This is a genomic window from Sphingomonas sp. PP-CC-1A-547, assembly GCF_003610375.1.
Lineage (GTDB): Bacteria > Pseudomonadota > Alphaproteobacteria > Sphingomonadales > Sphingomonadaceae > Sphingomonas.
Map to the genome: position 1 here is coordinate 818,535 of NZ_RAPZ01000010.1, position 20,088 is coordinate 838,622.

General features: G+C 68.2%; 12 protein-coding genes. 4 read left to right on the forward strand and 8 right to left on the reverse strand.

Annotation, left to right across the window (positions count from 1 at the left end; all coding sequences use genetic code 11):
- Positions 1-47: 47 nt before the first annotated feature.
- The 4 genes from C8J39_RS04570 (at position 48) to C8J39_RS04585 (ending at position 8,201) form a co-directional block, all read left to right on the forward strand.
- Positions 48-1,589, forward strand: coding sequence for a tryptophan halogenase family protein (locus tag C8J39_RS04570; protein ID WP_120299415.1), 1,542 nt, complete (start codon positions 48-50; stop codon positions 1,587-1,589).
- 18 nt (positions 1,590-1,607) lie between these two features.
- The gene (locus tag C8J39_RS04575) at positions 1,608-3,560 is read left to right on the forward strand and encodes a sialate O-acetylesterase (protein ID WP_120299416.1); all 1,953 of its coding nucleotides are present in this window, start codon (positions 1,608-1,610) and stop codon (positions 3,558-3,560) included.
- Between the two features lie 64 nt (positions 3,561-3,624).
- Positions 3,625-6,297 (forward strand): glycoside hydrolase family 3 C-terminal domain-containing protein, encoded by a 2,673-nt coding sequence (locus C8J39_RS04580; protein WP_120299417.1) that lies wholly within the window; start codon positions 3,625-3,627, stop codon positions 6,295-6,297.
- Positions 6,294-8,201: an NPCBM/NEW2 domain-containing protein gene (locus C8J39_RS04585; protein WP_310793801.1), complete on the forward strand. Its 1,908-nt coding sequence runs from the start codon at positions 6,294-6,296 to the stop codon at positions 8,199-8,201. The genes C8J39_RS04580 and C8J39_RS04585 overlap by 4 nt, the downstream gene beginning before the upstream one ends.
- A 307-nt stretch (positions 8,202-8,508) precedes the next feature.
- Here C8J39_RS04585 and C8J39_RS04590 read toward each other — a convergent pair whose 3' ends face one another.
- The 8 genes from C8J39_RS04590 to C8J39_RS04625 form a co-directional block, all read right to left on the reverse strand.
- Entirely contained in the window at positions 8,509-10,074 is a 1,566-nt protein-coding gene (locus C8J39_RS04590; RefSeq protein ID WP_120299418.1) for a glycoside hydrolase 43 family protein, read from the reverse strand.
- Positions 10,071-11,093 carry an alpha/beta hydrolase gene (locus tag C8J39_RS04595; protein WP_404969315.1) on the reverse strand — a complete coding sequence of 341 codons (1,023 nt, stop codon included), beginning with the start codon at positions 11,091-11,093 and terminating at the stop codon, positions 10,071-10,073. The genes C8J39_RS04590 and C8J39_RS04595 overlap by 4 nt, the downstream gene beginning before the upstream one ends.
- Before the next feature lie 55 nt (positions 11,094-11,148).
- Positions 11,149-13,503, reverse strand: a complete 2,355-nt coding sequence (locus tag C8J39_RS04600; protein ID WP_120299419.1) for a glycosyl hydrolase family 95 catalytic domain-containing protein — start codon at positions 13,501-13,503, stop codon at positions 11,149-11,151.
- Between the two features lie 7 nt (positions 13,504-13,510).
- Positions 13,511-15,049 (reverse strand): alpha-N-arabinofuranosidase, encoded by a 1,539-nt coding sequence (locus C8J39_RS04605; protein WP_120299730.1) that lies wholly within the window; start codon positions 15,047-15,049, stop codon positions 13,511-13,513.
- A 175-nt stretch (positions 15,050-15,224) separates the two neighbouring features.
- A complete protein-coding gene (locus C8J39_RS04610) occupies positions 15,225-16,688 on the reverse strand; it encodes a family 43 glycosylhydrolase (RefSeq protein ID WP_120299420.1) in 1,464 nt (487 codons plus the stop codon).
- Position 16,689: 1 nt separating this feature from the next.
- The gene (locus C8J39_RS04615; RefSeq protein WP_165895121.1) at positions 16,690-17,415 is read right to left on the reverse strand and encodes an acetylxylan esterase; all 726 of its coding nucleotides are present in this window, start codon (positions 17,413-17,415) and stop codon (positions 16,690-16,692) included.
- 23 nt (positions 17,416-17,438) lie between these two features.
- Entirely contained in the window at positions 17,439-18,359 is a 921-nt protein-coding gene (locus C8J39_RS04620) for an alpha/beta hydrolase (protein WP_120299421.1), read from the reverse strand.
- A gap of 32 nt (positions 18,360-18,391) precedes the next feature.
- Positions 18,392-20,047 (reverse strand): carboxylesterase/lipase family protein, encoded by a 1,656-nt coding sequence (locus tag C8J39_RS04625; protein WP_120299422.1) that lies wholly within the window; start codon positions 20,045-20,047, stop codon positions 18,392-18,394.
- Positions 20,048-20,088: the final 41 nt, after the last annotated feature.

Below are 20,088 nucleotides of genomic sequence, written 5' to 3' on the forward strand. Positions count from 1 at the left end.
GGAGCACGACCTGTTCGTGCTCCGCCTTTTTTCGATTACGCTGCACCATGCACGAAATTCAGAACATCGTTATCGTCGGCGGCGGCACCGCAGGGTGGCTGACCGCGGGCGTGATCGCGGCCAAGCACCAGGCCCGGCGCCAGCACGGCTTCACCGTCACTTTGGTCGAATCGCCCAACGTGCCGACGATCGGCGTCGGCGAAGGGACGTGGCCGACGCTGCGTTCGACGCTCAAGAAGATGGGCGTGTCGGAGACCGAGTTGTTCCGGCAATGCGACGCGTCGTTCAAGCAGGGCGCGCGGTTCAATCGCTGGACCACCGGTGCACCGGACGACGGCTATTACCACCCGCTGATGCTGCCGCAGCACTTCGGGCAGGTGAACCTCGCACCGCACTGGCTGGCGGACGAGGGCAGCGCGACGTTCTGCGACACGGTCACGCCGCAGGGCCGGATCTGCGACGAAGGGCTCGGCCCCAAGACGATCGCGACGCCCGAATATGACGGCCATGCGAACTACGCCTATCACCTCGACGCGGGCAAATTCTCGCACTTTCTCCAGCGGAATTGCTGCGACACGCTCGGCGTCCGCCATGTGAAGGCCGACGTCACCGAGGTGCATCTCGACGATAGCGGCGACATCGCCACCCTTGATACCGAACAGGGCGTTTCGATCGCGGGCGACCTGTTCATCGACTGCACCGGCTTTGCCGCGCTGCTGATCGGCGGCGCGATGAAGGTACCGTTCCGCAGCTGCACGGACGTCCTGTTCTGCGACACCGCGCTGGCGATGCAGGTGCCCTATGACCAGCCCGACGCGCCGATCGCGAGCCACACGATCTCGACCGCGCAATCGGCCGGCTGGATCTGGGACATCGGCCTGCCGACGCGGCGCGGGGTCGGCCATGTCTTTTCGAGCAGTCACATCAGCGCGGACGCCGCCGAGCAGGAATTGCGCGACTATATCGGGCCCGCGGCGCGCGACCTGACCGCGCGCCGGCTGGCGATCCGTGCCGGCCACCGAGAACAGTTCTGGGTGCGCAACTGCGTCGCGGTCGGGCTCGCCGCGGGGTTTCTCGAACCGCTGGAGGCCTCCGCGATCGTCCTGATCGAGCTGTCCGCGAAGATGATCGCCGAGCAGATGCCCGCGTGTCGCGAAGTGATGGACGTGGTCGCGCACCGCTTCAACGACACGGCCCATTATCGCTGGGGGCGGATCATCGACTTCCTCAAGCTGCATTATGCGCTGACGAAGCGGACCGACACCGCGTTCTGGCGCGACAATGTCCGCCCGGAGTCGATCCCTGACCGGCTCGCGGGCCTGATGGAACTCTGGCGGTTCCAGTCGCCCTGGGTCCATGACGAATTCGACCGCGCCGAGGAAGTCTTCCCGTCGGCCAGCTATCAATATGTGCTGTACGGCATGGGCGCGCGGACCGCGGTGATGCCGGGGTCGATCGACGACGATGTCGCGTTGGCTCGGCGCGCGCGGCACGACAACCAGGTGCAGACACAGCGGCTGGTGAGCAGCCTGCCCGGCCACCGCGAGCTTATCGACCGTATCAAGCGCCACGGCCTCCAGCCGATCTAGCCGTCAGAGGAATACAACATGCGGACCGTCACAGCGTGCCTGGCCATCGGCGCGATCCTAACCATCGGCGCGACCGCCGCGTCGGCGGCCCCGCGCCTCGACGGCGTGATGGGCGATCACGCGGTGATCCAGCGCGGGCAGCCGATCGTCCTGACCGGACAGGCCGCAGCCGGCGAAACCGTGATGATCACGCTGGCGGGGCGCAGCGTCACTGCCAAGGCCGCGCGCGACGGCAGCTTTTCGGCGAGCCTGCCCGCGCTCCCCGCCGGCGGTCCGTACGACCTGACGATCGCGGCGCCGAGCGGTGCGGCCGTCCTGCGCGATATCCTGGTCGGCGACGTGTTCCTGTGTTCGGGCCAGAGCAACATGGAACTCCGCGTCGAGCAGGGACAAGGCCTGTTTCCTGATGCGCATCCGGAGGTCGACGACAAGCTCCGCCTGCTGACGATCGCCAAGGTCTCTGCGGCGGTGCCGGTCGCGCGGTTTGCCGAGCAGCCCCGCTGGGCAGTGTCCGGCCCGACCACTGCGCCCGCATTCTCGGCCGCGTGTTTCTACATGGTCCAGGCGCTGCGCCGTACGTCGGGCGTACCGATCGGTGCGGTGCATTCGAGCTGGGGCGGGTCGCGGATCAGCGCGTGGATGAGCGACACCGCGCTGCGTCAGGCCGGGCTCGGCGCCCCCGCCGACCTGCTCGCGCTCTATGCCCGCGATCCCGCCGCCGCCAACCGGCAGGCATCGACGATCTGGGAAAGCTGGTGGCGCGACGGTTCGGGCGACGCCGCCGGCCGCGAACCGTGGCAATCGGAGGCCGCGCTCGACTGGCATCCAGTGCCCGCGATGACCAATTTCGAGACCTGGGGCGTCCCCGCACTCGCCGATTACAACGGCATGATCTGGTATCAGCACGAGGTCCAGCTCACCGCCGAACAGGCACGCGGCCCGGCGACGTTGGTGCTGGGCATGATCGACGATGCGGACCGTACCTGGGTCAACGGCGTAGGCGTCGGTGGCAGCAGCCTCGCGTCGCAATCGCGCGTCTACGCGCTGCCCGCCGGCAGCCTGAAGGCCGGGCGCAACGTCATCACGGTCAACGACGACGACGTCTATGCCTATGGCGGGATGACTGGCCACGCGGATTCGATGCGGCTGTCGTTCGCCGACGGGACCAGCGTGCCGCTCGGTACCGGCTGGCGCTATGCGATCGCCAAGCGGCTCGCTGGCGCCGCACCGCGCGTGCCGTGGGACGACATCAACGGTGCTGGCACGCTCTACAATGCGATGATCGCGCCGCTGGGTGCTACGAAGTTCGCCGGCATGGCCTGGTACCAGGGCGAGTCCGACACCGGCATCCCCGGGTACGACCGCCGGATGACCGCGCTGATCGCCGACTGGCGCCACCGCTTCGGCACGCCCGAAACCGGGTTCGGCATCGTCCAGCTCGCCAATTACGGCAGCCCTGCGATCGCGCCGAGCGAGAGCGGTTGGGGCGACGTCCGCGATGCGCAGCGACGCGTGGCGGCGGCGGACCCGCATGCCGGTATCGCCGTCGCGCTCGACCTCGGCGATGCGCTCGACATTCATCCCGGTGAGAAGCGCGAGGTCGGGCAAAGGCTCGCGCGTGTGATGCGTGCTGCGGTGTACGGCGAGAAAATCGCGCCGTCCGGCCCTGCGGTCGCCGATGCGCGGCATAGTGCGGATGGCGGCGTCACGGTGCGGTTCAGCGGTGTGACGGGTGCGCTGCATGCCCGCAGTGCCGCGCAGGCGATCGGCTTCGAACTGTGCGGCGCCGCGGTCGGTACCTGCCGCTACGCTCCGGGCAAGGTCGCGGGGTCCGAGGTCATGCTGCCTGGCGATGGCCAACCCGTCACACGTGTCCGCTACGCGTGGGCCGACGCCCCGGCGACCAACCTTGCCGACGACGCACCGCTGCCCGTCGGCACGTTCGAAGTGCCGATCCTGCCGGCGCGATAAGCCCCGAACGGGTGCGAAGAACAAGAACGGCCGCCAACGCGCGCCGCAACGGGAGAGACTGACGATGCGCATGACCAAGAGGGCGAAAGCCCTGGCGACCGCCGGGCTCGCGCTCGCATTCTCCCCGGCAATCTCGCGCGAGCCCGCCGCCGCGCCGAGCCAGCGGACCGCGACCGATCCCGCCGAGCAGATGGCGCGGACGATGGTGTCGCGGATGACGCTCGACGAGAAATTGCCGCAGTTGCTCAACGTCGCGCCCGCGATCCCGCGGCTCGGCGTGCCCGCGTACAACTGGTGGACCGAGTCGCTGCACGGCGCGCTGGGACCGCTCGCGACCACCAATTTCCCCGAGCCAATCGGCCTCGCCGCAAGCTTCGACGCGCCGATCGTCCACGACGTCGCGGGCGCGATCAGCGAGGAGGTGCGCGGGCTGCACACGCTCGGCCGCGAGACCGGCAGGAACGGGCATATCGGCACCGGGCTCGACACCTGGTCGCCCAACATCAACATCTTCCGCGATCCGCGCTGGGGTCGCGGGCAGGAGACGTACGGCGAGGATCCGTTCCTGACCGCGACGATGGGCGTCGCGTTCGTGACCGGGATGCAGGGCCCCAACCCCGATCGCCCGCAGGTGATCGCCACGCCCAAGCATTTCGCGGTGCACAGCGGGCCCGAGGGCACGCGTCACCAGGCCAACGTCTACATCTCCGCACACGATCTGGAGGACACCTACCTCCCCGCCTTCCGTGCGGCTCTCGTCGACGGGCATGCAGGCTCGGTGATGTGCGCGTACAACCGCATCGACGGCCAGCCGGCCTGCGCCAGCGACCTGTTGCTCAAGGAGCATTTGCGCGGCGCGTGGGGCTTCAAGGGCTATGTCGTGTCCGATTGCGACGCGGTGAAGGACATCGCCGACAACCATAAATACGCACCCGACAGCGCCGCCGCGGTCGCCGCCGCAATGCGCGCCGGCGTCGACAACGAATGCAACGGCGAGACGCTGGGCGATACCGCGGGCCTGGAGACCCGGTACCGCGAGGCGCTCGGTCGCGACCTGATCACCGAGGCGGACGTCGACCAGAGCCTCGTCCGCCTGTTCACCGCGCGGTACCGCAACGGCGACCTGCCCGGACTCGCCGGCGCCCCCAAGGCGTTGCCGACCAGCGTCGTCGGTGCCCCCGAGCATCGGCGACTGGCGCTGGCCGCGGCTGAGCGATCGATGGTGCTGCTCAAGAACGACGGCATTCTGCCGCTCAAACCCGGCGTGAAGCTCGCCGTGATCGGCCCGCTCGGCGATGCGACGCGCGTGTTGCGTGGGAATTACTCGTCGCCGCTGTCGGGCCAGCCGGTATCGGTGCTGGAGGGGCTGAAAACCGCGCTCGGTGCGAGCCAGGTCACGCTCGTGCCGTTCGGCGAGTCCGTCACGGACGGCGACCGCGTGCCAACGTCCGCGCTGCTCACGCCCGACGGCAAGCCCGGCCTGCTCGCGCGCTACTATAATCCGACCACGCCGATGCCCGCGCAATATGCCCGCGGCACGCGCGAGAAGCTCGTCGCCGCCGCCAGGTATCAGGCGCAGCCGGTGGTCACGCGGATCGAGCCCGACGTCGGCAATCGCAACCTCGATCTCGCACGCGTCACCGACGTCCATCGCACCGAATGGACCGGCTTCCTGGTGCCCCCCGAAAGCGGCACCTACCGCGTCGGCCTGTCGGGGTCGGGCGGCACGCTGACGCTCGACGGCAAGATGATCTCCGACCGACGCAAGACGCGCTGGAACGACCTGCCGGGCATGACGACGCTGAAACTCGAAGGCGGCAGGCGCTATGCGATCCGCGCGGAGGGCAGCGGCATCGACCTGGTGTGGAAGCGCGTGTCGGATGCGCCGTCCGCCGAGCTTCGTCGCGCCGCTGCCGCGGCTGACGTGCTGGTAGCGGTGGTAGGCCTCACCTCCGACCTCGAAGCCGAGGAGACCGGCGTGACGGTGCCGGGCTTCTCGGGCGGCGACAAGACGACGCTCGACCTCCCCGCTGACCAGATCGCGATGCTCGAACAGGCCAAGGCCACCGGCAAGCCGATCGTGCTCGTCACGATGAACGGCAGCCCGATCAACCTCGCCTGGGCGAAGGACAACGCCGCCGCCGTGCTGGAGGCCTGGTATCCGGGCGAGACCGGGGGCACGGCTGCGGCGAACATCCTGACCGGCCGCACCAACCCGTCGGGCCGCCTGCCGCTCACCTTCTATCGTAGCGTCGGCGACCTGCCGCCGTTCGGCGATTACGCGATGAAGGGCCGCACCTATCGCTATTTCGCGGGCACGCCGGTCTATCCGTTCGGCCACGGACTCAGCTACACGAAGTTCGGCTATGCACCGCTGACCGTCACGCCGGCACGCGGCGGCGCCGAGAACGGCCTGCGCGTCACCACGAGACTGACCAACCAGGGCGATCGACCCGGCGAGGAGGTCGCGCAACTCTATCTCGATTTCCCCGACCGACCCGGCACCCCGCGGATCGCACTGCGCGGGTTCCAGCGTATCGCACTCCGCCCCGGCGAAGCGCGCAGTTTGACGTTCGACCTGTCGCCGCGCGATCTGAGCTCGGTCGCGCTGGACGGCGCGCGCTCGGTGGCCGCCGGCACCTACCGCGTGACGGTGGGCGCAGGACAGCCCGGTACGGGGGTCGCCGGGCAGACCGCGAGCTTCACCGCGCGCCAGTCGGCGGAGCTGCCGAAGTGAGCAGCATCCGGACACTCGCGACGCTCGGCACCGCGCTGGTCGCGCTCTGCACACCGATCGCGGCACTGGCGGATCCGCTGACCCCGACCGGTAGATGGAGCGCCAATACCGATGGCTCAGCCCCGGTGCCGCCGATGGGCTGGAGCTCGTGGAACGCCTTCAACAGCGACGTCGACGAGGAGAAGGTTCTCGCCTCGGCGCAAGCGCTGATCGACACCAAGTTGCGCGACATCGGCTATCGCTACGTCAACATCGACGATGGCTGGTGGCTGAAGCGTCGCCAGCCCGACGGCCGGCTACTGATCCGCACCAGCCAATTCCCGTCCGCCGCGACCGGCGCGGACACCAGCTTCCGCCCGTTCACCGACCGGCTCCACGCGATGGGTCTCAAGGTCGGCATCTATTCGGAAATCGGCCGCAATAGCTGCGGTCAGATCTACACGCCCGATTTCAAGAACCAGCCCGAGGGCAGCGTCGCCGAGCGCGAGGTCGGGCTGTACGGCCATGTCGACCAGGATATCCGGCTGTTCTTCGCCGAATGGAACTTCGATTTCCTGAAGGTCGACGGCTGCGGTGCGCGCGGCCTGCCAGCGGACGCACCGCGCGTGAAGTCCGGCCTGTACCGCGCCCTCACGCCACTCGTCGACATGCAGTCGCTCGGCGGATCGGACATCGCCGGCATCCGCGGCCTCTACGAACAGGTTCGCACGGCGCTGCACACGCACGCGGGCGACCGGCCGTACGTCTATTCGCTGTGCCTGTGGGGCGCGGGCGACGTGCGCGCCTGGGGCAAGGACGTCGGCAACACGTCGCGCACCAGCGACGACATTCAGCCGGTCTGGCCGCGGATGCTGACCAACCTCGACACCGTCACGCACCGCGCGCTCTATGCGCATCCGGGATCGTGGAACGACCCCGACATGCTGTTCGTCGGCACCGGCGATTTCGACGCGGTACACAGCGCGGAGGCACGCTCGCACTTCGCATTGTGGGCGATGCTCAACGCGCCGCTGATCATCGGCTACGATCTCCGGAAACTGACACCGGACCTGCTCGCGATCTTCGGCAACGCGGACATCGTTGCGCTGAACCAGGATTCGGCGGGCAACCAGGCGGTGCTGGCCTATGACTCGTCGGAGGTGCAGACCTTCGTCAAGACGCTCGCGGACGGCAGCAAGGGCGTCGCACTGTCCAACCGCACCGCGTCGCCCGCCAAGGCCGTGCTGACCGCCGAGCAGCTCAAGATGCTGCCGACCGCCGATGTGCGCCTGAAGGACCTCTGGACCAAGAAGGAGCAGAGCTTCCGCAAGGAGATCGCGGTGACGCTCGCGCCGCACGAGACGCTGATCTTCCGCGCGACCGGCAAGCGGCGGTTGCCGGGCGGGCTGTACCTTTCGGAGCAGACCGGCCGCGTCAATCCGGCGACCGACGGCGTGGTCGTGCCGCAGCCGGATCCGACGATCTACCAGTCGATCACGCCGTGGACGGGCACGCGCGGCGGCGGCGAGCACCCGCAATATGGCGGCTGGGGCGGCGCCGAAGCCGACCGCGCGCCGTATGGCAAGCTGTTGCGCGTGGCCGGCACCGACTTCGACACGGGGATCGGCGTGCTCGCAAACTCCCGCCTCGAAGTGCGCAACCAGGGCTATGCGCGGTTCGCCGCCAAGGTCGGCATCAACGATTCCGGCCAGCCGCGCTCGGGCACGACGGTGTTCGAAATCTGGGGCGACGGTCGCCTGCTCGCCAAGTCCCGGCCGATGGGGTTTGGTGAGGCGGCGGTACCGCTGGAGGCGAAGCTCGCGGGTGTTCGGATCGTCGAACTTGTGGCGCGGGGGAGTGGTGCGGCGGCGAATGCTGGCGCGCCCCAACCTGCAATCTGGGCGGACGCTGCGCTCTACAAATAGCGATGGGAGAGGCCCCCTCTCCCGTTCGCCCTGAGCGCAGTCGAAGGGTATTTTTCCACAGGCGTGAACGCCCGTTGAGAGCAGTGCTTCGACTTCGCTCAGCACGAACGGAGAGGTGTGGACAGTCCAAATGCCAGCACACCTTAACCAGCAGCTTCGGCGGACGTCACGCTCAGCAAACAGTGATGAGAAGCCCCCCTCCCGTTCGCCCTGAGCATAGTCGAAGGGTCCCTTTCCACAGGCGTAACACCCGTTGAGGGCAGTGCTTCGACTTCGCTCAGCACGAACGGGAGGGTGTGAAAGGACCCTAACGCACCCGCTCCGGCTTGCCCGGCGGTAACGCAGAAAGCGTGAACCGGTCGACATCCAGCCACCCCCGGCTCGTCGTCGGCGCATAGCAGAACACCGCAAGCTGCTCGCCCTGGAACGTCCCCGTCCGCCACGCGAACGCGAGCGGGAAGTCGCCGCCCAGCCCGGTCCAGCGCCGTCCGTCCACACTATACGCCACGCGCGCCCGGTCGGTCGTGAAGTCCATGTCGGTCCGCAACCACAGCGCCTCGGTCCGCGGCAAAGGCGCGGTGACGCGAACCTCGGTCCGGGCACCGGCGACCGTGTCCTCGGTCACCTCCATCGCCAGCGTCGCCTTGCCGCCCGCCGCGCCCTGCACCGTGAGATTCCCGCTGAACTGCCCGAACGTCCCGAACCCGCAGCGATCGCCCTGCGCCAGATGGCGGATGTCGAGCTTCACCTCGCCGCGGCTCGCAGGCCCCTGCCCCTTCTGCACCAGCGTATTGCGCGCGCTCCAGAACCCGCTCGCGAAGGTCGGCTTCAGCCGCAACCACCCCGGACGCTCGGACAAGGACCAGCGCGAAGGCTCGGGATTGTGGTTCCACTGCCACTGCAATCCGAGCGTCGGCTTCCCGAAATCGTCCGACGTCGCCGGCTCCGCGAACGCCGCACCCAGGATCGGTTTCGCCGCACGCCGCCGCACGCGACCGGGTGCCTCGCGCGTGCCCCATACCGGCCAGTCATCCTGCCAGAACACCGGGCTCAGGTTCGTCATCCGCCCGATCGCGCCGCTATCCTCCATCACGAAGCCGAACCAGCGGCCATCTGGCAGGTCGACAAGCGCGCCCTGGTGCCCGCCGGTCTTGTCGTCGATCTGGTCGCGCGTTTCCCACGGTCCGAACAGGCTGCGCGACCGCGACACGGTCAGCCCCAGCCGCGGCGGCAGCGCGTTGAAGAGATAGTAATATGCACCGCGCCGAATGATCTTCGACCCCTCCGCGCCCTTGATATAATGGACTTTCTGCGACGCGGTGACGTGCGCCAATTGCTTGTCGAGCGTCAGCAGCGTGATCGTGCCGTCCGCGGTGCTCGCGGTCGCCAGATACGCGCGCCCGTCGGGCTCGATGAACAGCCCCGGATCGAACGCCTCGCGCTCCAGTTCGTGATAGCGCCAAGGCCCGCGCACGTCCTTCGCGTACCAGATCCGCGTCTTCTGCCCGACCGGCGTATTGGCGAGATAATAGGTGCCGGCATGATAGCGCAAGGAGGAGGCATAGAGCCCGTGCCGGTACGCGTTGCCGCCCTTCAGGTCGTATTCGGGCTTGCCCTCCAGCCGATCGACGAGATGCGAGGCGAGCGTCCAGTTGACCAGATCGCGGCTGTGCAGGATCGTGATGCCGGGCGTGTTCGCGAACGTCGTCGTCGCGAAATAATAGTCGTTGCCGACGCGGATGATGTCGGGATCGGGATAGTCCGCGAACAGCACCGGATTGCGGAAGCTCCCGTCGCCCTGGTCCGATCGCCACACCTGTGCGGACGCGGCGGTCGCCAGCAGCCCCAGCGCGACCGCCACCGCGACCCTCATTTGCCGAACGCCAGCGCGTGCGAGAAGAACGGCATCATCCTGTCCTGCACGCGGCCGGCGACGCCGCTGGTATGATCGCCCGGATACACCTCGAAGCTGTTCGCGATCCCGTAGCTGTCGAGCGCGGCGTGAAGCTTGCCGGCATCGTCCTTCAGCCCGTCGCGGTCGCCGACGTCGATCCCGATCGCTGCATAGCGCCGGAGATTGCCGACATATTGGTCGAGCATCGCCAGCGGCGCGTTGGCGGCCCAGCGCGCCACCACGTCGGGTTGCGGCACGCCGTCCTTGACCGGCAGATCGAGGTACAGCGGCGGCGCCTTGGGGTTGGGCGACCATGCCGCGGCGGTCGCGAGTTGCGCGCGCTGCCCCCATGACAGGGTCGCGCTGTCCGCGGGCGATCGCAGCGCGCGGATCGCCGTTTCGGTCGCCGCATCGGGCGTGCCGAGCGCGCGCGTCGACAGGCAGCACGGGCTCATCATGTAGAGCGCACCGAACGTCTCGGGATGCTTCATGCCGATCCGCGCGGTGCCGTAGCCGCCCATCGAATGCCCCGCGAGCCCGCGGCTGCGACGTTCCGCGATCGTCCGGTAATGGCCATCGACATAGCTGACCAGGTCGCGCGCGACGAACGTCTCGAAATCGCCGACCGTCACCGAACTCGAATAGAAGGACCCGTTATGCGCGGTCTTGCTGTCGGGGATCACGACGATCATCTCGCGCGCGCCCTTCGCGAACGCGCCCTCGATCGTCTGCGGCACGTGGATCTCGCCGATCCACTGCTCCGCGCCGATCGAATAACCGTGGAGGGCGTAGACAACGGGATAGCGCCGCGTCGGGCTGGCCCGATAGCTCGGCGGCAGGACCACCAGCACCGCGCGGTCGGGGCTCTCGCCTTCCAGATTACCCTCGATCGCGGGCGAATGGACGGTGATCCGCTCGATCGTTACCGGCTTCGCACCCGAAACCGGCGGCGGTCCGGGCGTCTTGACCTGCGCCGAAGCAGGGCCGGTCGACAGCATCAACGCAGTGCCGAGCGCGACGAGAAGCTTGTTCACGGACATCCCCTTTTGCTGTTCACGCGCGCACGAGGCCATTGCCGCGAAGCCTCACCGCTTTCCCCGGGGTCAGCACGACCTCGACCCGCCGCGCGCCGAGCCGGATCACGCGCCGCCCCGACATCTCGCCTCGGACCACCGCCTCGACCAGTTCGCCGCCCTGCCAACGCAGGTCGACCGAACACCGTCCGCGCGCGCGCAACCCTGTGACGGACCCGGTCGGCCAAGCGCCCGGCAGCGCGGGCAGGAACAGGATCTCGTCGCCCCGGCTCTGCATCAGCATTTCCGCGATCGCCCTCGTGCCGCCGAAATTGCCATCGATCTGGAACGGCGGATGCGCGTCGAACAGATTGGGATAGGTCCGCTCGGGGCCCAGCAGGAAGGCGAGGATGCGGTGCGCGTGATCGCCGTCGCGCAGCCGCGCCCACAGGTTCGCGCGCCACGCGGTCGCCCAGCCGGTCGACTCGTCGCCGCGCAGTTCGAGTGACCGCCGTGCCGCCTGTGCCAGCGCAGGCGTTCGGTCGAGATCGATCTGGTCGCTCGGGAACAGGCCATACAGATGCGAGACATGGCGATGATGCGGCTCGGGCGCCGCCGCGTCCCAGTCGCGCTGCCATTCCTGAAGCTGGCCCTGCGCACCGATATGATCGAGCGCCAAACGCGCGCGCGCCGCCGCGACTTCGGCCGCAAACGGTGCATCGATCTTGAGCAACGCCGCCGCCTGCCCGACCTGGTCGAACAGGTCGCGCAGGATCTGCATGTCCATCGCCGGCCCCGCGCAGATCGATGCGCCCGCGGGATGGATGTTCTCGGGCGACAGCGACGGATTGGTCACCAGCGTGCCGGTCGCCGGATCGGTCTGGAGCGTGTCGAGGAAGAACAACGCCGCCCCGCGCATCAGCGGATAGACCGACCGCAGATAGGCGAGGTCGCGCCCGTAATCGTAGCGATCCCACAGATGCGTGCACAGCCACGCGCCGCCGGTCGGCCACAGCCCCCATTGCGCCCCGTCGATCGGCGCCGTCGCGCGCCACAGATCGGTGTTGTGATGACACACCCACCCACGCGCACCGTACATCGTCCGCGCCGTGCGTTCTCCGGTGACAGCCAGTTCGCGCACCATCTGCACCAGCGGCGCGGTACATTCGGCCAGCGCGGTCACCTCCGCCGGCCAGTAATTCATCTCGGTGTTGATATTGACGGTGTATTTGGATTCCCACGGCGGCTTGATCGCGTCGTTCCAGATACCCTGCAAGTTCGCCGGCTGCGTCCCCGGTCGCGACGACGCGATCAGCAGATAGCGGCCATAGTCGAAATACAGCGTCACCAGCGCCGGATCGTCACCGGCGCGATTGGCACGGACGCGCTCGTCGGTCGGCTTGTCCGCCGCCGCCGTGCGTCCGAGATCGAGGGTCACCCGGCGGAACAGCGCACGGTGCGCGGCGCTCGTCTCCGCGCGGATCCGCTCGACTCCGCGCCGGCTCGCGCGATCGAGCGTGGCAAGCGTCGCCGCTTCCGGGTCGCCGCTCACATCGTCGAACCGGCGATAGCTGGTCGCCATCGCCACCAGCACCGTGACCGCACGCGCTCCCGTGACGCGAACCCGGCCGCCATCCTTCGAGACGACACCGCCCACCGTCGAAACCCGCGCCCGCGCCGCAAACCGCAACCGGCCCGCAATCCCCGCCCGCTCGCCATTATGCCCGGCCAGCGTCACCGTCGCACCGTCGACCGAGACGCTCGCGCCAAGCTGCGGCGACTGGAGCCCGACCAGCAGGTCGAACGGCCGATCGCCGACGAGGTGCACCGCGATCACCTGATCCCCGGGCGACGCGAACACGTCGCGCCGAAATCGCGTGCCGCCCATCGTGAAACTGGTGGTCGCCACCGCCGCGTCGAGATCGAGCTGCCGGACATAGTCGCCGACCGCCCCCGACACGCCGGGCATCTCCAGCATCAGGTCGCCGACCGGCTGGTACGCCATCTGAGTCTTGGGCAGCCCCATGACCTGCGCATTGGCGAGCGCCTGCGCCTCGGCGAACTTGCCCGCATCGATCAACCGCCGAACCTCGGGCAGCGCCGCGTGCGCCGCCGGGTTGACCGGATCGTACGGCCCGCCGGACCACAGCGTATCCTCGTTCAGCTGCAACCGCTCGCTGGCGGTCCCACCGAACACCATCGCGCCGAGCCGACCATTGCCGACCGGCAACGCCTCGGTCCAGGCGACCGCGGGCTGCCGATACCAGAGCCGCGGACCATCTGCCGGTGCCGCCGCCCAAGCCTGACTCGGTCCGGCACCGGGTCCGGCAAGCGCAGCGACGGCGACCGCCGCTGCGCCTTCCAGCATGTCGCGACGCGTGGGTTCGACGGTCATCGCCCGATCAGCGCAGGTCGAGCACCAGGACCGACTTTGCCGGCACCGTCAGCGTCAGATTGCCCCCCGTCACCTGAGCGCCCGTGAACGGCTGCGGTACGACCGTATCCGGCGCGTCGAAGCTGTTATGCGCGTCCATCGCGGTGCCGGTGATGATCCGTCCGCTCGCCTGCGTCGCTTGCAATCCGGCGAGCGCGACCGACACCGGCATCGCGCGGTTCGGATCAAGGTTGACCAGCGCGACATGCACCTGCCCCGCCGCATCGCGCACCGCCGACGCACTGACGGCCGGTACCGCCACCTCGTCCTTATGATACCAGGGCGAGGTCACCTGGATCGGCAACGACGTCGCGCCCTGCCACGGCTTGTAGAGGTCGAACACCCAATAGGTCGGCGTCTTCACCATCTTGGCGCCGTCGGTGAGCAGCATCGCCTGCAACACGTTCACCATCTGCGCGATCGCCGCCATCCGGACCCGGTCGGCATGATGCGCGAAGATGTTGAGGTTGAGCCCGGCGACCACCGCATCGCGCAACGAATTCTGCTGCTCGAGGAAACCGGGATTGCTGCCCGGCGTCGGATCGTACCACGTGCCCCATTCGTCGACCGCGAGCATCACGCGCTTGGCCGGATCATATTTGTCCATGATCGCCGAATGCTTGGTGATGAACGCCTCCATCTCCAGCGTGTGCGACATGGTGGACGCCCATTCGCGCTCGGGAAAGCCGATCGCGGCGCCCTTGTCCTTCCAGTCCTTGTCGCGCGGGCGGGTGTAGTAATGCAGCCCCAGCCCATCGATGTTCTTGCCGGCGATCCGCATCATCGCCTCGGTCCACTCATAGTTCGAGTCGCTCGGGCCGCTCGCGATCTTGAGCATCGGACCGTTCGCGGACTTGGCGAACTGCGCATAGCGGTTGGTCAGGTCGGCGGCATATTCGGCGCGCATGTTGCCGCCGCAGCCCCACAGCTCGTTGCCGATGCCGAGATACTGGATCTTCCACGGCGCGGCGTGGCCGTTGCGCTCACGCTCCTTGGCCAGCACGGTCGTGCCTTTCGCGGCGGTCATGTACTCGACCCATTGCGCGGTCTCGGACGGCGGTGCGCTGCCGATGTTGGCGGAGACGTAGGTGCTCGCGCCGAGGCGGTCCATCAACCCGAAATATTCGTGCGTGCCGAACGCGTTGTCCTCGTTGACGCCGCCCCAGTTGGTATTGACCTTGGTCGGGCGCGCCTTGGTCGCACCGATCCCGTCACGCCAATGATATTCGTCGCCGAAACACCCGCCGGGCCAGCGCACCATCGGCACGTTGATCGCCTTCAACGCGTCCAGCACGTCGCGACGATAGCCGCCGTCGTTCGGGATACGCGAGCCCTTGCCGACCCAGATCCCGCCATAGATGCCGTGGCCGAGATGCTCGGCGAACTGCCCGAACACGTCGCGGTGGACGACCGCACCCGGCTTGTCCGCCTGCAACGTCGCCGTCACGGTCGGTGCCGCGGCGTCCTGCGCAATGGTCGGCGTCGCGAGAAATGCGCCCGCAAGCATCAGCGGCGCGAACGTCAGCGCGGTAAGCGCGCGCGTCAGGCCGGAACCCGACTTTGAAGTGCGGTGCGTCAACAGGTCCATACTCTCCCTTTCGGCCACCGTTGAGCGGCCCCATCTCTTCGATACTTGTAGGAGTAGTTTAATCTCGGCCGGCGTCAACGTCGGCCGGGATCAACTACGGCCGCTTGAAGGTCCAGCGCCCGGCGGGGCTGGCCGGATCGAACGCGGCGAGCGTCGGGGTGCTCGCGCCGATCGCGACGAGCGCCAGGTTTGCGCGGCCACCCGGTACGGACTTCGGCATGATGCGGTAGGTGCCGTCCGTGAGTTGGTCGATCCGCCACATCTGCTCGGTCGCGCCCGTGAACGCAGGCACCGTCTCGACCTCGCCCTGCGCGGTCGCCGCGAGCACGCGCGCGGTCCCGGCGATCGTGATCGTGTAATAGGGCGCACCGAAATACCCGCCGCCGCCCGGCGCCGGCGCAATCGTCCACAATTGGTGCGGGCGGTTCATATAGTCGGCGAGGTCGACGCGGATGCGGCCCTGCGGCCAACCCGCCGAATCCTGCGCCAATGTCTGGTCGGGGATGGGGCTGACGGGGTCGGTCGGCTTGGCCATGAAGGCGCGGCGCGGGTCGAACGCAATCCTGACGACATCGGTGGCGAGACCGAGCGCGTAGCCGCTGCGTTCGGACGCGACTTCATAGGTGCCGGGGACGACGTTCTCGCCCGCGACCGGCCAGCCGTCGGCCCAGCGGAGCGGCTCGATCCCCAGCACGCTGCGGCCGCTGCGATCCATGTCCGCCTCGTAATGCATCGAGAATTTCTCGACGCCGCCGTCGAGTTCGATCAGCCCGAAATGACCGGGACCGACGTTGCGATCGCGTGCGCTGACGACCAGCTTGCCGCCGCCGCGCAGCAACGGCGTCCCCATGTGATCGATATACGGCCCGAGCGGACTGCGCGATCGGCCGACGCGGATATGGTAGGTCGAATTGGGCCCGTCGCAGCACGTCCCGTGCGTGCCGAGCAAATAATACCAGCCGTCGCGGTGCATCATCGCGGTGGCTTCCATGTCGATCGCGACGTCGACCGGCTGATTGCCTGCGACGCGTAAGCCCGTCTTCGGATCGAGTTCGATAATGCGGATCGGCCCGAAATAGGTGCCGTAGGTCAGCCACAAATGGCCGTCGACGTACAGGAATGCGGGGTCGATCGCGTCGGCGGTCTCCACCCCATCGCTCGACGCGACCACGCCGACGTCGTGATACTTGAACCGCGGCGATTTTGGATCGAGCGACAGCGTCCACGTGATCTTGACCTGGCTCGCATGCCCGCCGGACATGCCCCCGCCGCCAACCGCATAGGCGACGTAATAGCGATCGCCGATCTTGATCACGTCGGGCGCGACGCCGCCGCCGGGACGCTCGGGGCCGCTGCGCCACGTCCAGCCATCGTCCGAGACTAGCCCCCCGCCGCGCGTGCCGAATGTGTAGTATTTGCCGTCGGACTCGGTCACTGTCGACGGATCGTGGATGAACGTCTCGCCCTGCAACTGCGCGGCGGCGGGCGACGCGCCGGCGGCGAGGATCGCGGACAGCCCGAGAGCGGCGGCGGCAAGACGCGTCATGAGGGTTTCCATGCTAGCGGACATCGGTCTTGAGGTCGGTGATCGGGCGGCCGGCCTCATCGACGAAGCGCACGCAGAAGTCGCTCAGGCCGGGTCCGTTGATCACCGCGCCGCGCAGGACGTTGCGGCCCTTGCGCAGCGTCACGCGGTCCGACAGCACGTCGTCCATCACCATGCGGCGATCGTTGAACAGCCCGGCCGCCTCCTTGCCGTTCAGCCACCAGATCGACGCCGAGTTCGACCCGACTGCCAGCCGCACGTCGCGCATCTCGCGCGGGCTGTCGACGATCGTCACCGCCCAGAAGATCACGCCGTAGGTCGGCTTGCCGAGCCCCTTGGCGAAGCTGAACAGCTTGACGTCGAACGCGCCGGAATCAAGCGCGTGCCAGCGCAGCGGTTGCGCCGCTTTCACGACCTGGCCGTCGCGCGGGATCGCCGTGAACTGGCCGGGGAAATACTCCGTGGTCAGCGCCTGCCGGACATAGGTGGCGGTAAAGCCCGTATTGCTGCGGTTGGGCTTGTCGATCGGCTCGAGCAACAGCCAGCGACGCAGGAACCCGTCGCTGTCGGGCGTCGTGGCGCCTTGCGTCACCGGCTGGAAATACGGCGCGAGACCGGCCGCCGGTGGCAGCGCCGTATCCTGTCCGTTCGCGCCGGACGACATCCCGGCCAGCGCACCCAACGCCAGCAGCGGCGCGGCGCGCAGCCCGATCGCCCGAACCCTCGTGAAGCGCATCATACCCGTCTCCCCCTGCATCAATGTCATCGCCGTACGAGCATGCCGTTGGCGTCGAGCCAGTGCATGAAATCCTCGAACCAGCCGGTGCTGGTCGTGCCCTTCTTGCCCAGCCCGAAGCCGTGCCCGCCCGCCTGGTACAGGTGGAACTCGACCGGCTTCCCCGCCTTCTGCCAGGAGTCGATCAGGCCGAATCCCTTGTTGGCGAACAGCGGGTCGTTGGCGGCGAGCACCGCGAACAGCGGCGGGGCGTCGGCCGGCACCTTCACCGCCTCCATCGATCCATAGATCGGCGCGATGAAGGCGAGATGCGTGTCGGGCGCGGCCAGTGCGGTCGCCATCGTCGTCATCGCCCCCGCTGAGAAGCCCACCATGCCGACACGGGCGGGGTCGACCTTCCACTCGGTCGCGCGCGTCCGCACCAAAGCGACAGCCGCGCGTGCATCGGCGATCTGGTCGCTAAGCCCGGCGATCGCCTCGTCCGGGCTCATCCGTCGCTGCGGTTGCGCGGCGCCCGCGAACATGGCCGTGACCGACTGCTCGAACCCGCCCATGTCCGCCGGCGTCGGCTTCAGCCGGTATTTCAGCACGAACGCCGCGATGCCGCGGTCGGCGAGCGCCTTCGCCACGCGCCAGCCCTCGTTCTCCATCGACAGCATGAGAAAACCGCCGCCCGGCGCGACGATCACAGCCGCGCCGGTCGCCTTGGCCGGATCTGGCAGGAACGGCGTCAGCGTCGCGGACGTGACGTTGCGCGTCATCGCGACGCCGTACTGGCTGAACCACGCCTCGGGTGCGGCCTGCCCCTTCACGCCGCCGGTGTTGAGCGGGATCGCACTCGGCTCGGCCGGAGCCGCCGTCGCGGTCATCCGCGCGTCCTGCGCCAACACCGGCGTCGCCAGTGCCAGCGCGCTCGCCAACAACCCAAATCTGATCGACCAACGCATCGCCTTCTCCCCCCTTATTATTCGTCACACGCTCACGACAGCAGGATTCGCCGAGCCGCACCCTCGGGATCGTCGACCATGCGGCTCGTGGTATCGAACACCATCGTCTGGCAGCGCTGCGGATCGGTCGGCGTCCAGGTTAGCCCCGGCTGGCTCGGATTGCCGGTCCGCGCGAAGTTCGCCCATGCGGTCGACATCGTCCGTGCGACGCGCTGTGCTTCGGGCGTATTGCCGGTGCCCTGGTCGCAGAGCGCGGTGTTGTCGAAGCAAAAGGCGAGGTCGGCGGTATGCCATGCGCCCGCGACGCCGCCGAGTTGCGGCGACTGCCACTGGAACAGATATTGGTACACCGGCGCGCCGCGCTGCGCATGTTTCAGGCGGACCATGTCCTGCACGCGGTTGCGGTTCTGCAGGCCCTGCACGCCGTACGCCAGCGTCCGCACCGCCTTTTCGGGATGCGCCTGCTTCATCGCCGCGATCAGCCGCCCGGCCTTGTCGCCCCCCATCTGCGTGGTGAGATCGGTCCGCCACTGCGCCTCGCTAGGGTTATAGCCCCAGCGCATGCCCTCCTCGCTGACATTGCCGATCATCACCGGCACGTCGCGCGACACCGCAGGCCCAATGTCCGAGTAGGAGCGGACGTCGATCACCTTGCCGTCGAGCGTCGGGTTCCAGCCCACGCGCGGTGTCAGCGAAGGCCCCATCGGCCCGCGCGGACCATTGATCTCGGTCGCGACCTTGTTGCCGGCGTCGAACAGCGGCTTCCACGCGATCCGCTGGAGCGCGCCCAGATCCTTCGGCCCGATGTTCAGTTCACGCAGCACGCGCCGCGAGAAATCGCGCGACTGTTCGGCGGTCGGCAGCGACCCGCCCCCGCCCGACTGCACCGCGGCACGGTGGATCAGGCCCTTGCCGGTCGCCATGCCGAGCAACGTCGTCACCTTCGATCCGCCGCCCGATTGGCCGTAGATCATCACGGCGTCGGGATCGCCGCCGAACCGCGCGATGTTCTCCTGCACCCAGCGCAACGCCGCGACGCAATCGTTCATGCTGACGTTGACCGACGTATCGTACGCGGCGCCGCCGACCTCGGTCAGGTCGAGGAACCCGAGTACGTTCAGCCGGTGGTTGATCGATACCTGCACCACGTCGTGATGCCGCGCCATCTGCGCGCCGTCATGCGAGGCGAGTTCGTACGACGATCCGAACGCGAAACCGCCGCCGTGGAAATACACCATCACCGGCCGCTTGCCCGACAGCGACGGCGTCCAGACGTTCAGCTTCAGCATGTCCTCGCCAATGAACCCGTCGGTCCATTGCTGGAGGAACGTGTGCTCTACGGCACTAAAGTCGTGGAGCGTCTGCGGGCAGTTCGCGCCGTAGGACAGCGTGTCGCGCGTCTCGGTCCAGCGCTGCGGCGGCTTGGCAGGCAGCCAGCGGTTCTCGCCGCCGGTATCTGCACCGTAAGGCACGCCCTTGAAGGTGTAGATGCCGTCCGAGACATAGCCGCGGACCGGACCGTATTGCGTCCGCGCAATCGCCGATTGCGGCGTGGAACAGGTGCCGGCGCGCGATGCGGACGATCCGGACGCAGCACGCGCGTGACCGATACCGGGCAGCATCAGCCCCGCCCCGGTGGCGATCGATGCAAGCATCGCACGACGACGATCGACGGTTGGCCCGGTCATCCTCTTCTCCCTATCGGTTGCGTGCAGGCTGTTCTCCGACG

Bases quoted from the DNA above. Each gene is read 5' to 3' on its own strand.
- C8J39_RS04590 (WP_120299418.1), bottom strand. From the start codon at position 10,074: ATGAGGGTCGCGGTGGCGGTCGCGCTGGGGCTGCTGGCGACCGCCGCG.
- C8J39_RS04625 (WP_120299422.1), bottom strand. From the start codon at position 20,047: ATGACCGGGCCAACCGTCGATCGTCGTCGTGCGATGCTTGCATCGATC.
- C8J39_RS04595 (WP_404969315.1), bottom strand. From the start codon at position 11,093: ATGCTGTCGACCGGCCCTGCTTCGGCGCAGGTCAAGACGCCCGGACCG.
- C8J39_RS04615 (WP_165895121.1), bottom strand. From the start codon at position 17,415: ATGATGCGCTTCACGAGGGTTCGGGCGATCGGGCTGCGCGCCGCGCCG.
- C8J39_RS04580 (WP_120299417.1), top strand. From the start codon at position 3,625: ATGCGCATGACCAAGAGGGCGAAAGCCCTGGCGACCGCCGGGCTCGCG.
- C8J39_RS04620 (WP_120299421.1), bottom strand. From the start codon at position 18,359: ATGCGTTGGTCGATCAGATTTGGGTTGTTGGCGAGCGCGCTGGCACTG.
- C8J39_RS04600 (WP_120299419.1), bottom strand. From the start codon at position 13,503: ATGACCGTCGAACCCACGCGTCGCGACATGCTGGAAGGCGCAGCGGCG.
- C8J39_RS04610 (WP_120299420.1), bottom strand. From the start codon at position 16,688: ATGGAAACCCTCATGACGCGTCTTGCCGCCGCCGCTCTCGGGCTGTCC.
- C8J39_RS04570 (WP_120299415.1), top strand. From the start codon at position 48: ATGCACGAAATTCAGAACATCGTTATCGTCGGCGGCGGCACCGCAGGG.
- C8J39_RS04575 (WP_120299416.1), top strand. From the start codon at position 1,608: ATGCGGACCGTCACAGCGTGCCTGGCCATCGGCGCGATCCTAACCATC.
- C8J39_RS04605 (WP_120299730.1), bottom strand. From the start codon at position 15,049: ATGCTTGCGGGCGCATTTCTCGCGACGCCGACCATTGCGCAGGACGCC.